This is a genomic window from Flavobacterium sp. WV_118_3 (assembly GCF_039778605.1).
Classification (GTDB): Bacteria; Bacteroidota; Bacteroidia; order Flavobacteriales; family Flavobacteriaceae; genus Flavobacterium.
The window spans coordinates 2,467,429-2,484,128 of record NZ_CP156060.1 but is presented as its reverse complement, the minus strand read 5'-3'; the positions used below and the strand labels follow the sequence as shown (position 1 = coordinate 2,484,128).

Annotated in this window: 4 protein-coding genes; all 4 read left to right on the top strand. The window is 43.5% G+C overall.

The features are described 5' to 3' along the window. Positions 1–168: 168 nt before the first annotated feature. Positions 169–6,120 carry a T9SS type A sorting domain-containing protein gene (locus ABFU83_RS11660; protein WP_347066136.1) on the top strand — a complete coding sequence of 1,984 codons (5,952 nt, stop codon included), beginning with the start codon at positions 169–171 and terminating at the stop codon, positions 6,118–6,120. A gap of 253 nt (positions 6,121–6,373) precedes the next feature. After that, on the top strand, positions 6,374–11,089 hold the full coding sequence (locus tag ABFU83_RS11655; protein ID WP_347066135.1) for a GEVED domain-containing protein: 4,716 nt from the start codon (positions 6,374–6,376) through the stop codon (positions 11,087–11,089). 262 nt (positions 11,090–11,351) lie between these two features. Continuing rightward, the gene (locus ABFU83_RS11650) at positions 11,352–13,025 is read left to right on the top strand and encodes a T9SS type A sorting domain-containing protein (protein ID WP_347066133.1); all 1,674 of its coding nucleotides are present in this window, start codon (positions 11,352–11,354) and stop codon (positions 13,023–13,025) included. A gap of 334 nt (positions 13,026–13,359) precedes the next feature. After that, positions 13,360–16,596: a T9SS type A sorting domain-containing protein gene (locus ABFU83_RS11645; protein WP_347066131.1), complete on the top strand. Its 3,237-nt coding sequence runs from the start codon at positions 13,360–13,362 to the stop codon at positions 16,594–16,596. Positions 16,597–16,700 lie beyond the last annotated feature (104 nt).

Here is a 16,700-nt window from a genome sequence, read left to right as displayed (position 1 = left end):
GGTATTATCCTCTTTTTATCAGAATGTAGTCACAAAAAGAATATTTTTTTTAAACTAATTGTGAAAAATTAAAAATAATAAATATTATTTGTGATATGCTTTGTGTAATGTTAATGTTATTAGAAGATGTTTAAAAATTTAGTAATTTAACCTACTAAATTATTTTGTATGAATAAAAAATACTATTCATTAGGCAATGAATCCGATTCATTGTTTAATCAAAAAGGAAATCGTAATTATTTACGGCTTAAGAACATTCGACAGCAGGCCTGTTTAATGTTCTTTTTGTTTTTAGCTGCGTTTGTAGGCCATGCACAGGTTACTACAAACGGGGGCTCGGGACTTAATCCTACCTATCCGTCATTAGCAGCGGCTATAACGGCATTAAATGGAGCGACAATTACAAGCCCGGTGGCCATTACGTTAACCGGAAATGAAACTGCTCCGGCAGGAGGATATGTAATTACAGCCGAAGGAAGTTCGACAAATGTAATTACCATTTCAGGAAGCACCAGTACGATTATGGCACCTACGCCACAAACATCCGGAGCATTAAACGATGCCATCTTTAAATTGGTAGGAGCCGACTGGGTAGTAATTCAGGGTTTCACCATGACCGAAAACCCGGCGAATACCACAACAACAGCCGGTACGAACAACATGACCGAATGGGGAATCGCCTTACTTTATGGTTCTGCGACAAACGGAGCGCAAAATAATGTTATTCAGAATAATACCATCAGCTTAAACCGTACCTATCAGAATACTTTCGGAATTTACAGTAACTCGACACACTCGGCTACAGCTGTAACCACTTCCAATCCGGCTACGGGAACAAACGGAGGGAATCACAATTTAAAAGTCTATACCAACGACATCAGCAATGTAAATATTGGAATTTTGGTTGTAGGACCTTCGGCTGCTGCCGACCATAATATGGGGCTGGATATCGGAGGAGGAACAACAGCAACGGGAAACAGCATTACGAATTTCGGAACAACCGGAACGTTTTCAAGTTATGCTAACGTATCGGGTTCTGTAAACGGCGTTTTAGTGCGTAATACCCGAAACCTTAACGTTTCCAATAATATCATCACCAGTTCAAACGGAGGGGTGACATCGGGAACCTTACGAGGCGTATATGTACCGTCATTTTCAAATACGCCAACCGGTACTACATTGATCGTAAATTCGATCGATGCCAATACCATTTCACTGCGAACGGGCACTGCTGGAGGTGTGATCATGGGTATTGCCTACGAAGGCTCTACCGTAAATACAAACACCACGTTAAATATCAATAATAACGACTTCAATACGTTTGGACATACAGTCGCCGGAACAGGAGCTATTACCCTGATTAGTAATACTGCGGCAACACTTAACACGAATATTGGTGCCAATAAATTTACCAACCTTTCGGTAAATACTACTGGAAACTTCACCTTTATCAGTAATAGCGTAACGCACGCAGCCGGTTCGGTGACCAATGTAAACAACAATCTTATCGTAACGGCTTTTAGTAAAACAGGAGCCGGTGGAACAGTATATTTTTACGATTCCTTCGGAAGTACCGTAGGCGGAACCGAGATCAACCAAGGGAACAACTTTTCCAACGTAACCCTTACCGGAGCGACTACTTTAGGAGGTTTCCGTACGGCAGATGGAAACACGCCAACCTATCCGACGAAAATTGTAATGAACAATACGTTCAATAACATTACAACTGGAAACGGAACGATGACCATCTTAAACGCGGGATACAGTTTAGTGGGCGGAACGAGTAACGTATCCGGAAACGTGATCAGTAATATCACCGGAGCCAACTCGATTGTAGGGATTACTTCCGCAGCCGGAGATCAGAATTTCTTTAATAATACCATTTCGGGTTTAACAACAACCGGAGGCAGTACCGTGAGTGCGATAGCAATTACCGGTGGGACATTACAAAATATATATAAAAATAAAATTTACAATATCGAAGCCAATAATGCTTCGGGAGTTGTAAACGGAATTTTAGTAAGTGGAAGTACCACTGTAAATCTGTCTAATAATATCATTGGCGATTTAAGAACACCAATTTCCAATGCAGCCAACCCATTAGTGGGGATTAATATTACAGGCGGAACAACGGTCAATGCGTCTTACAATACCGTACGATTAAATGCAACCAGTACCGGAGCATCGTTTGGATCGAGTGCGATTTCGGTATCTACAACACCAACCGTATCATTGCGCAATAACATCTTTGTAAACCAGTCAACGCCTAATGGAACGGCATTAGCAGTGGCTTTCAGAAGATCGGGAACTTCATTGACAACCTATGATGCAGTATCGAATAACAACCTGTATTTTGGTCCGACATTATTTGCCGATGGAACCAATACCGATACTGTATTGGCAACCTTAAAAACCAGAATGGGTGCACGCGATAGTGCTTCGATATCAGAAAATCCAACATGGACATCTACCACAGGAACGAATGCAGGCTTCCTACATATCAATACAACGGTGCCAACTCAGATTGAAAACGGAGGAACACCAGTTGTTGGAATTACAGACGATTTCGATGGTGATGTTCGTAATGCTACGACACCGGATATCGGAGCCGATGAATTTGCGGGAGTTCCTATGGATCTTACACCACCGGTAATTGCACATACTGTTTTGGCAAATGTTTGTACCGTTGGAACCCGAAACATTACGGCAACTATTACAGATGCCAGTGGAGTGCCTACATCAGGAGCCGGATTGCCGGTAGCCTACTGGAGAATTAATGCCGGAACGTATACAGCAGCTACAGCTACGAGTTTAGGAGCCGGACAATATCAGTTTGCAATTGGAACCGGAGCAGTCATAGGCGATACGGTAAGTTATTATTTCGTAGCTCAGGATAATGCCGGTACACCAAATGTAACCGCATTGCCGGCACCGGGAGCAGCTTCATTTACGATTAACCCGCCAGCAGCCGGTACGCCGCCAACAACACCATTCTCCTATAGTCTGACAGCGCCGTTAAACGGAGTGTACACCGTTGGAGTAGGTGGTGCTTATACAACCATTACGGCAGCTGTTGCCGATTATAATACACGATGTTTATCCGGTCCGGTTACCTTCTCTTTAATAGATGCAACCTATCCTGCAGAAACCTTCCCGATCACGATCAATTCCAATGCTGATGCTAGTGCTGTCAATAGATTAACAATTGTACCGGCTACAGGAGTGACACCAACAATTACAGGGTCGAATGCCACAACAATCTTTAAACTTTTCGGAGCGGATTATGTGACTTTCGATGGAAGTAACAACGGAACGACAACACGTGATTTAACAATTGCCAACACCAACGCAGGAGGTGTAATCGTATGGGTGGCATCGGTAGATGCATCCAATGGAGCAACGAATTCGATTTTCCGAAATATAAAATTCGTAGGAAATGCATCAACAACAACGGTAGCTGGTTTGGTAGTGAGTGGATCTACTTTAGGAGCCGCAGCAGAGTCGCCAAATACAAGCTTTACATCGATTAATAATACCTTTAACAAAATGCAGAATGGAATCTTTGCTATTGGAAATGCAACAACGCCGGATCAGGGATTTGTAATTTCCAATAACGTATTTGGTTCTACTGTTACAGCTGATAAACTTGGTTTCCGAGGTCTTGCAGTGCAAAATGCACAGGCGTTTGTGATTTCCGGTAACGATATTAAAGGGGTTATTACGACAACAACAAGTACTTCTTCCGGTATTTTGGTGGGAGGAGTTGCGATAAACGGAAATGTATTTAATAATAAGATTGCGGATGTTAAGAATACCAATTCAACCGGATATGGATGTAACGGTATTTATCTGAATTCCAATAGTGTGATAGCAGCGATCAACGTATATAACAACTTCGTTAGTGATATAGCCAGTTATGGATATTCTGCCGGAGGTGCCGTTGCGGATAACGGTTATGGTATTATTGTCGGACAAGGAGCGGGGTATAACATTTACCACAACACGGTGGCGATGAATACCAACCAAACCGTAAGTGGAAGACCGGCAGCAATAAACATTACTTCGGGTGTAACCTTGCCGGGAGCAATCAACCTGAGAAATAATATTTTTGCCAACTCGCAAACACAAAGCGGAGCGCGTTATGCGATCTATTCGGAGGCTGCGAACACGGTTTTTGCAGCAATCGATTATAACAACTATACGTCAACAGGTACTAACCTGGCCTATATCGGATCGGACAGAGCCGATTTAGCCGCATTGGTAACGGGTTTTGGTGGAAATGTGAATTCGAAAAACGTAGTACCGGTATTTACATCGGCAACCGACTTACATTTGGTTCCGGCATCGAATATTTACCTGGATAACACCGGAACACCAATTGCAACGGTAACAACCGACATTGACGGTAACACCCGAAGCATTACCACTCCGGATATGGGAGCGGACGAATTTACGTCGCCGGTTTGTACGGCAGCGGTTGGAGGAACGGCTACTGCTACGGTAACAGCCATTTGTACTTCTGGTACTTCAACAATTCAGGCAACCGGATATTCAACGGGTGAAACCACAACGTATCAGTGGCAATCGTCTTCCGATTTAGCCTTTACAGCACCGGTAAACGAAGGAGCAGCTACGGCAACGTATGCTGATCTGACAACCGGTACCCTTACACAAACCACCTATTACCGTTTGGTCGTAACCTGTGCAGCATTGGGATTACCGAGTTTTTCCAGCGTAGCGACAGTAACGGTAAATGTAACAGCATTACCAACAGCTGCGGCACAATCGTTTTGTAGTGGTGCGACAGTAGCCAACCTTGTTGCTACGGGAACCGGAATTCAATGGTATGATCAACCAACAGGAGGAACCGCTTTAGCGCCAACAGCAGCTTTGACAACAGCACCATACTATGTGACACAAACCATCGCAGGATGCGAAAGCGCCCGATTCCAGGTAGATGTTATTGTAAATGTAACGGCACAACCAACAGCAGCGGCACAATCGTTTTGTAGTGGTGCAACAGTAGCCAATCTTGTTGCTACGGGAACCGGAATTCAATGGTATGATCAACCAACAGGAGGAACCGCTTTAGCGCCAACAGCAGCTTTGACAACAGCACCATACTATGTGACACAAACCATCGCAGGATGCGAAAGCGCCCGATTCCAGGTAGATGTTATTGTAAATGTAACGGCACAACCAACAGCAGCGGCACAATCATTCTGTAACAGCGCGACCGTAGCCAATCTTGTTGCTACGGGAACCGGAATTCAATGGTATGATCAACCAACAGGAGGAACGGCTTTAGCGACTACAGCTACTTTGGCCACCGGTACGTATTATGTAACCCAAACCATCTCTGGATGTGAAAGCCCAAGATTAGCAGTAGCGATCACCGTAAATGTAACGGCACAACCAACAGCAGCGGCACAATCGTTCTGTAACAGCGCGACCGTAGCCAATCTTGTTGCTACGGGAACCGGAATTCAGTGGTATGATCAACCAACAGGAGGAACGGCTTTAGCGACTACAGCTACTTTGGCCACCGGTACGTATTATGTAACCCAAACCATCTCCGGATGTGAAAGCCCACGATTAGCGGTAGCGGTTACAATAAATACGGTAGGTGCGCCAACAGGAGCGGCAACGCAAGTTATCGCGGTAAATACACCGGCAGAAGCCACGATTGCCAGTATTGTAGTAACCGGAACCAATGTAATCTGGTATCCAACTTTAGTAGATGCTATGGCGGGAACAAACCCGTTGGCTGTAGGAACACAATTGGTGAGTGGAACAACTTACTATGCGATGCAAACCGTAGGTGGCTGTACGAGTGCGGCTCCATTAGCCGTAACGGTAACCGTAACCTTAGGTACTTCGTCATTCGACAAAGCCGCGTTAAAATACTATCCTAACCCAGTATTGGATATCATCACGATCAGCTATTCCGAGCCAATCAGTAATGTGACGGTATACAATATGTTAGGACAGAAAGTGATTGTTAAAAATAGTGTGGAAACACAAGTTGCTATCGACATGAGCGACCTGGCATCAGGAGCGTATATTGCCCATGTAAAATCGGGCGATGCGATGCAGGAAATCCGTATCATTAAGAAATAACCACTAAATTAACGTATCCGATATGAAATCGCCCGGTGAGAAATCGCCGGGCGATTTTTTTTAGAAAAAATTGTAAAATATATTGTGAAATTTAAAGTAGATATGATTTGATTTTAACTTTAAGAAGTTATACTGTTAAGAAAATGCGAGGTTTTTATTTATTTCAGATTTTTAATTGTTAAAAAATATTTGAATCCTTTTCAGTGTTATTATTTTGTTAAATTAGCTGCCTGTAAAAACTAATGACACTATTATGAAAAACTCTACTTATTTAAGTACGTTTCGATGGCGTAATGCATTGAAACTGCACTTTAAACTAAGTTGTTTGTTACTGATGGCATTGCTGGCGGGACACCAGGCAAATGCACAGGGGACACAAACAACCGTTTTGATTAATCCCAATGCCGAAGGAGGCTTTGAGAATGGTAGCACATTCGCCGCAAACGGATGGACTACTGTAAATGCATCCCTTAACACCTGGAATGTAGGAACCGTTCCGGGGTGGTTTACGGGTACTGGAGGTGCTTATGTTTCCAACAATTCGGGTACCGCATGGGCCTATGGAAACGGAACGGCAAACCGTTCTCATTTCTACAGAGATGTTACGTTTCCCGCTGGAGTATCCGTGGTAAACCTAAAATTCGACTGGAGAGGTAACGGTAACGACGGAAACTACGACAACCTACAGGTGTATATTGTAGACACCAACATTACTCCAACTACATCAGGACCAACAGGTACCAATACGACTACTACCGGATGGACAAACTATACCGATGGTACTACCGGATACTATTTGTTAAGTCAGAATGGAACCGTAGCACCGACTACTACCACCAACATTACGTTTAACCTTACTGCGGCGCAACTTGCTTATGTAGACGGTAAGACCAAACGTTTGGTTTTTGTATGGAAAAATGACGGATCGGGAGGGACAAATCCACCGGCTTCTGTAGATAATATTTCCTTAACCGCAACCGTACCAACGTGTTTAAAAGCATCAAACGTATTGATTTCGGCTATTACGACGACTTCAGCAACGCTTAACTGGACGGCTTCGGCATCGACTCCTAGTGGCGGATATGAATATGAAATCAGAACCAGTGGTGCTGCGGGAAGTGGCGCTACAGGACTAGCAAACAGCGGAGCAACAGCAGCAGGAGTAACTACTGCAGCGATTACAGGATTGGCTACTTCAACGAATTTTTCAGTATATGTGCGTGCCAACTGTGGCGGAGGCGATATGAGTGACTGGACAACGGCGGCAACGTTCCGAACCGGACATTGTGTGCCTTCGTCAACATCATCTGCGACCTACATCAACAGTTTTGTAACTACTGGTGGCGCTACGAATATTTCGAATACCGCTTCCGGATATACAACCGGAGGGTATCAGGATAATTATGCTACGGCAACCGTTAGTCAGTATGCTACGGGATCGATCGGTTTTACAACTACCATTACAGGTGGAACTGTAGGAACTGCAATCTGGGTTGACTGGAATAACGATTTAGTATTCGATACAACCGAACGCGTATATGTTACGACAGCCTATGGAAACGGTCAGACAGGAAGTTTTGTAGTACCGGCAGGAACAGCACTTGGAGACTACAGAATGCGTGTACGTATTGACTTCAACAGCATTACTCCGGATCCATGTTCGAATGTAAATGCAAGAACAGAAGCGGAAGATTACAAACTAACTGTAATTGCAGCACCATCATGTGTGCCACCTACAGCCGTTAGCGCTGTTGGCAACACGACTACAACGGCAACCGTAAACTGGACTGCATCGACTTCGACACCGGCAAACGGATACGAAATTTATTATGCGACAACCAACACAGCGCCAACAGCGGGTTCAACCGCCAATGCAACGGCAGCAGCGGGAGCTGTAACCGCACCACTTAGCGGATTGACACCTTCTATGACGTACTACGTTTGGGTACGTTCTAATTGTGGATCAGGAACCTATAGTACCTGGGCAGCCGGAGGATCATTCTATACCGGATACTGTGTACCTTCGTCGACCTCATCATTGACTTATATCAACAACTTTACCACTACAGGTGGATCGACCAATATTTCGAATCTTGCTTCCGGATATACAACCGGAGGATACCAGGATAACTATGCTACGGCAACCGTTACACAATACCCTACAGGAACAATCAACTTTACGACTGCTATTGTAGGAGGAACAGTTGGAACCGCTATCTGGGTTGACTGGAATAACAATTTAGTGTTCGAAACAAGCGAACGCGTATATGTAACTACTGCTTATGGCGATGGTCAGACAGGAAGTTTTGTAGTACCGGCAGGAACTGCTTTAGGAGACTACAGAATGCGTGTACGAATTGACTATAACAGTTCTACACCGGATCCTTGTTCGAATGCAAATACAAGAACAGAAGCTGAAGATTATAAATTAACAGTAGTAGCGATCCCATCGTGTATGCCTCCAACAGCAGTAACTGCAACGGCAAACACCGCTTTTACAGCCACTGTAAACTGGACCGCTTCGGTATCGACACCGGCAAACGGATACGACATTTATTATTCTGAAACGAATACAGCGCCAGGAGTAGGTACAACACCGAATGCAACGGCTGCTGCTGGAGCGGTTACCGCACCATTATCCGGATTATCGGCTTCAGCAACTTACTATGTTTGGGTGCGTTCTAACTGTGGAACTGGTAACACCAGTACCTGGACGACTACAGCGGTAACCTTTACAACGCCATGTAATCCACCGGTAATTTCGGCTACAACGCCAGCAAGTATTTGTGGACAGGGAACAGCAACTTTAGCGGCAACAGCCAACGAAGGAAATATTAGTTGGTATGCAGCACAAACAGGAGGAACGGCGCTTGGAACAGGAGCTTCGTTTACAACACCAGTAATTTCAGCAACGACATCCTACTGGGTTGAATCCAGCCGAGTAAATGGTACTGTAGCTGTAGGACCGGTTTCGCCAACTGCACAGGGAGGAACAATCGGAGTACAAACAACGGCGTGGGAAAATAACTTTACCGTTTTAAAAAGCACGAAATTAACTTCAGTAGATATCTTCCCGGTAACATCCGGACAAACCGGAGCGATTATAGTTCGTAGTTCATCAGGAGCAGTAATTGCAACCTATCCGTATACGACAAACGTAAGTGGAGGAGCAACAGCACAAACCATTACGTTAAACCATGCTTTAGCGCCAGGAAACTACCAGTTATATCCAACATTACCAACAGCTGGAGTAAGCCGTAACACTACAGGGGCCGTATATCCGTATACTTCTTCGGTAGCAAAAATCAACGGAAACGGTTACGACCCGGCTTATTTTATGGGAATGTATAACTGGAAATTCGAAGATTCTTGTACATCAGCCAGAACAGAAGTAGTAGCAACGGTAACGGCACCACCGGCATTAACCCTAAGCACAGCCAGTACAACAGTAGTTTGTAGCGGATCATCCAGTGCAGCAGTAACGATTACTGCAGGTGCTTCAGATTATGATACCTATACCTGGACACCGGCAACCGGAGTAACCGGAGATGCAACAAACGGATGGACATTTAATCCAACTGCAACAACTACGTATACCTTAAAAGCAGTTAACACTACCAGCGGATGTAATATCGAAGCTACTGTAGTAGTAAATATTAACCCGGCACCGGTAGTAAACGTTTCGGGAACACCATCTACAATCTGTGAAGGAAGTACGGCTACCCTTGTAGCAACGACTACTACATCGGCACCTGGGACCATCACAATTGGAACCGGAACCACATTAACCAGTGAAACTGCACAACCAACAGCATTCTGTAACCGTTGGGCACAATACTGGAATCAAACAGTATTTACAGCAGCTGAGTTAACAGCGGCTGGATTAAAACCTGGAAACATTACTTCGATCGCTTATAATATTACCACATTAGGAAGCGGAACGAACGTAACGAACTTCACAGTTAGAATGGGAACGACCACCAATACTGCCTTAACAGGATTTACAACAACCGGATTAAACTTAGTTTACGGACCGGCAACCTATACGCATGCAGTAGGAGTTAACACCATCACGTTTACCACACCATTTGTATGGGATGGAGTATCGAACATCATTGTAGATATCAGACAGGATGGAGCCGATTCAACAAATAATGCGATTACGTATTATACGGCTACAACCGACAATACTACGGTATCGGCTACAACCAGTACATTATCATCTACAACCGTTTTAGCAACAACTAATCCGACACCAAGTTTGTCTAAAAACAGATTAAACGTAGTATTCGGAGGACAGATAGCTTCAACAGGAGCAGGTAACTTAAACTGGACCTGGATGCCGGGTAACTTAACCGGAAGTTCTGTAACAGTAACACCAGCTACAACGACTACTTATACGGTAAGAGGAACAAACCCAACAACAGGATGTTATACCGAGTCTACCGTAACTGTAAACGTTAACCCTGCACCGGCAGCGCCAACAGGAAATGCGACACAAATAATCAATGCGGATACAGCAGATCAGGCTACTATTGCCAATCTTACAGCAACCGGAACAGCAGTGGTATGGTATGCTACCGAAGCAGATGCTTTAGCAAATGTAAACCCATTAGCGTCGACTACGCAATTGGTGAACGGAGCTACTTACTATGCAATGCAAACCGTAGGTGGATGTAGAAGTACTGCACCATTAGCGGTAACCGTAACGGTAACATTAAGAACAGGATCATTCGATATGCCAGGATTGAAATACTATCCAAACCCGGTAGTAGACGTATTTACGGTAACGTATACGAACGACATTACTTCGGTTGAGGTATTCAACTTAGTAGGACAACGCGTAATTTCAGTTCGACCAAATGCTACCACAGCATTAGTAGACATGAGTGTGTTGCCAACTGGAGCTTATATCCTTCAGATTAAAGCAAACGGACAATCACAATCTGTAAAAGTGATTAAGAAATAACATATTCGTTATGTGATGAATACGAAAGCCTCCCATTTGGGAGGCTTTTTTTGTACTCTGGATTTTGAAATTTGGTTCGGCAGGCGTTTATAGGATTTCTGATGTTTGTTTATCGGTAATAAAAAATTAAGCAACAAAAAATAGTTTTAAATATAACTTTATGTTTTGTTTTTACGGTTAATTGTTTTAAACTGGTATTTTTGTAACACTACTGGAAAGCACGTTGTGTTAATAACCATAAATAACCTAATATTTAATTTTTATGAATACAATTACATTATCATTACACCGATTTAGAACCAATAAAAAAGAAACCTTTAAACGAAGTGTTTACTGTTGGGTGGTATTGCTTTTGGGATTGAGTCAGTCGATAAATGCACAGGAGGCACCTTGCGACAATTTGCCGTCCTTGCTACTAGAAACCAATTCAATCACAATATGTAGTGGCAACGCTACTCCCGTAGTACACCTCAAATCCAGGGTTGGTGATTATGATAGTTATGTCTGGTCGCCGGTCGCCGGCGTAACAGGAAATGTTTCCACAGGCTGGGTATTTGATCCGGCAGAAACGACTACCTATACCTTAACCGGATCACAATTTGAAGAGGGTTGTACTAAAACAATTACAATTAAAATATACGTTCTGCCTAATCCGGACATGAATATTTTACCGGTTCCGACGATCTGTAAAGGGGGAGCGGCTAATCTGGTGGTTACAACAAATGGTAATGTACAGGTAGGAAGAGGTCAGAGAAAGACAATGGGATTTGAAGAACATTCGGCTTTTTGTAGTAATAAAGCGCAGTATTGGAATCAGACAGTCATTACGGCTGCAGAGTTAAGATCAGCTGGATTAAGACAGGGTACCATTACCGCGATTGGCTACAATCTTGCCGATAGTGGCAACAATGGACAGGTAAAAAACGTTACTGTTAATATGGGAACTACTACCAATACAACCTTATCCGGATTTGTAACGACAGGATTGGTTCAGGTTTTTGAACCTTCTGTTTACAACTATCATAAGGGCTGGAATATAATTCCCTTTTCAACACCCTACCTGTGGGATGGAGTGTCTAATATTATTATTGATATCAGACAGGAAGGTGGAGACAATTTCCGAAATCCGGCAACCTATTATACAGAAGCCGAAAATACAACGGTATGGGCTGCAACCGATATACCATCATCATCAAGTGTACTGACGGCAATGACCCCAACACCTACTCTATCCAAAAAAAGGTTTGATGTGCGAATTGAAGGACAGGTAATGACAGAGGGCACCTTATTTGCCTGTAATTGGACACCTGGTAACTTAACGGGAAGTCCTGTAGTAGTTTCTCCTTCAGAAACGACAACTTATACTGTTAGGGGAGTAAACAGTTCGGGATGTTTTGCTGAGAAAACAGTTACAGTACATGTGAATGCTACCGAAGCGCCGGAATCACCAACCGGAGCGACCGAACAAATCATCAATGTAGACAAATTATCCCAAGCTACTATCGCAGGAATTGTGGTCGCCGGAAAAAATGTATTATGGTATGCTACTGAAGAAGATGCCTTAGGGAATGTTAATCCGTTATCTGCGGATACGCCATTATTAAATGGTAGAACCTATTATGCGGTGCAGACTGTGGGGAGTTGTAGTAGTACTCCATTGGCGGTAACAGTAAAAGTAACGTTGGGAGCAACTTCGTTTGTCATCCCGGGATTGAAATACCATCCCAATCCGGTAACCGATCTATTTATATTATCCCATACGGATGCTATTGTTTCGGTTGACATATTTGATTTCGTTGGACAACGTGTGGTTTCCATTCGGCCGGATCAAACAAAAGTATCGGTTAATATGAGTGCTTTGCCAACTGGAGTCTATATTGTAAAAGTCCAGGCCAGTGGGCAATTCCAGTCAATAAAGGTGATTAAAAATAAGTAATCCGTTTTTGCTATAAACAAGGGCTGTATTTATGAACTGCCTCCAAATAGTGTCTAACTTTTTGGGTGCACTCTATTACGACAGCTCTTTTTTATTGAAATCGATTCGTAAAAACGGGCAGCGGGTTTTTTGAAGTGATGGTAATGTTTGTTTGTAAGAGAAGTCTTTTTAGAAAAACCAGATTTATTATAAAATAAACAATAAGTTAATATAATATATATAGTGTTTTTATTTTGTTATAATGTTGTTTTTTATTTATTAAAATGCTAATTTTTTATAATATATGATCAATATTTGCTTACATTGGTGCTAATAAACTGTTAATATTATATTTATGAAAAAAACTACTTTATTAAGCAAATTTGGATGGCATAAAAAACCGACACAGGGTTGGAGTGCTTTTTGTTTGTTTATGCTAACGCTTTGGCTAGGACAGTTACAAGCCCAGACGGTTTTAATTAACCCTACGGGAGATGGCGGTTTCGAAACCGGGACCACACTGGCCGCTAACGGATGGACGGCTTTAGATGATACAACCAACAAATGGGCTTTAGGAACAACTCCGGGATGGTTTACCGGAAACAGAGGAGCCTTTATTTCCAATGATGGAGGAACAACCTGGAATTACAATACAACCGCTACCAGTAGATCCTTTTTCTATAGGGATATTGCATTTCCGGCCGGAGCGACGGCGGTAAACCTTTCGTTCGACTGGCGTGGAAACGGAAATGACGGAAATTATGACAACCTGATGGTTTATATTATCGATACGAATATCACGCCAACCAATGTTGGACCAACCGGAACCAATACCACTACTACAGGATGGACAGGGTATACCAATGGAACAACAGGTTATTATCTGTTGCAACGTGCGGGAACAGCCAATCCGACAACAACAACAGCGGTAGCTTATGCGTTCACTACGGCACAGATGAACTATGTGGCCGGAAAAACAAAACGATTAGTATTTGTATGGAAAAATGACTCGTCCGACGGAACCAATCCACCGGCATCATTGGATAACATTTCATTGACCTCTACGGTACCAACTTGTTTTGCACCAACAGCGATTGTGTCAAGTGCGATCACCAAAAACAGTGCTACAATTGCGTGGACAGCACCGGCAACAGCACCGGCAAGTGGTTACCAATACGAAGTAAGAAGTAGTGGTGCGGCAGGAAGTGGTGCAACCGGCTTGGGAGCATCGGGAACTTCACCGGCAGGAGTGGTAACACAAAATGTTACCGGACTGGCACCATCAACAACCTATACGGTTTATGTGCGATCCGACTGTGGAAGCGGCGATTTTAGTGCCTGGACAGCTTCTGCTACCTTTACAACCAAATGTGATTATTTTGATATAACCGGAACAACACCGGGAACGGTATGTGGAACCGGATCGGCAGTACTTACGGCTACAGCCAGTGGCGGAACCATTAACTGGTATGCAGCACAAACCGGCGGAACAGCTCTCGGAACAGGTGGAACGTTTAATACGCCGGTAATTGCAACAACAACATCGTTTTGGGCAGAAACAAGTGTTCCGGGTACTACAAGTGTGGGGCCGGTTTCACCAACAGCACAAGGCGGTACAATTGGAACACAAACCATCGAGTGGGAGGTAAACTTTACGGTTTTACAAAATACAAAACTGATTTCAGTTGATGTTTTCCCGCAAACAGCTGGACAAAACGGAGCTATTATTGTTCGTAGCTCATCAGGAACTGTAATTGCTACCTATCCATATGTAACTAGTGTAGGAGGAGGAGCAACAGCACAAACCATTACGTTAAATCACACGTTAACACCAGGAAGCTATCAGTTATATCCAACGTTACCATCTGGTGGAGTAAGTCGTAATGTATCCGGAGCAACATATCCGTATACATCTGCGGCAGCAAACATCACTGGAAACGGATACGATCCAACCTATTTTATGGGCTTCTATAACTGGAAATTCGACCTGTCATGTGCTTCTCCAAGAACTGAAGTAGTAGCAACGGTTACTTCGGCACCGGCTATCACGTTAAGTGCAAACAGTACAGCGGCAGTTTGTAGCGGATCATCAAGTAGTGCCATTACACTTGCAACAGGAGGATCAAACTACGATACCTATACCTGGTCGCCTGCAACCGGAGTAACCGGAAATGCGACAAATGGATGGATATTTAACCCTGCGACAACTACAACCTATACGGTAACAGCATCGCAATCGGCGGGAAGTTGTGCTACAACTGCAACAGTGGTTGTAAACATCAATCCGAATCCGGTAGTGAATGTTGCAGCAACTCCGGCAACAATTTGTGAAGGAACATCATCATCATTAGCAGCGACAACGCAAACAGTAGGTCCTGGAACGGTAACCGTTGGAACCGGAACTACGTTAACAGGTGATACAACACAACCAACAGCTTTCTGTAACCGTTGGGCACAATACTGGAATCAGACGGTATTTACGGCAGCCGAATTAACGGCAGCCGGATTAAAACCAGGAAATATTACGTCACTTGCTTACCGAATCACATCATTAGGAAGCGGAACGAACGTTACCAACTTTACAATCCGAATTGGAACAACAACCAATTCATCGTTAACAGGATTTACAACAACCGGATTAAACCTGGTTTACGGACCGGCGACTTATACGCATGCGATCGGATTAAATACCATCACTTTTACAACACCATATGTATGGGATGGAACATCTAACATCATTATTGATATCAGACAAGATGGTGCAGATTTAACGTATAATGCGATCACGTACTATACAGCAACAGCCGATAATACTACGGCATCGGCTACAACAAGTGTATTGTCATCGACAACGGTATTGGCAACAACAAACCCAACACCGGCTTTATCTAAAAACAGATTAAACGTAGTATTCGGAGGTCAGACAAATACAACAGGACCTGGCGACTTAAACTGGACGTGGATGCCAGGAAACTTGACCGGAAGTACGGTATCGGTATCACCGGCTACAACAACTACTTACACTGTTAGAGGAACAAACCCGACTACAGGATGTTATACCGAGTCGACTGTAACTGTAAACGTAACAGCGGCGCCAGCAGCACCAACAGGAAGTGCAACACAAACGTTCAACGTAAATGCACCGTCTGACGCTACTGTAGCGAACCTTGTAGCAACAGGAACAGCAGTAGTATGGTATGCTACTGAGGCAGATGCTATCGCAAATGTGAACCCATTGGCGCCAACGACACAATTGGTAAACGGAGCTATTTACTATGCAATGCATACTGTTGGAGGGTGTAGAAGTTTAACGTCACTGGCTGTAACGGCTACGGTAACGTTAGGATCGGCTTCTTTCAACATGCCAGGATTAAAATACTATCCTAACCCGGTAGTAGATAAGTTTACAGTAACCTATACAAATGACATTACTTCAATTGAGGTGTTTAATTTAGTGGGACAACGCGTAATTGCGGTACAGCCAAACGCTACAACTGCCTTAGTAGACATGAGTGTGTTACCAACAGGAGCTTATATCCTACAGGTTAAAGCAAACGGACAATCACAATCTATTAAAGTGATTAAAAAATAATAGTTTTTTGAATAGCATGCCGAAGAGCCTCTCAATTGAGAGGCTTTTTTTATGGATTTATGCGATGAGTTAACAGAATGATAACCTTATGCATAGTATATGAT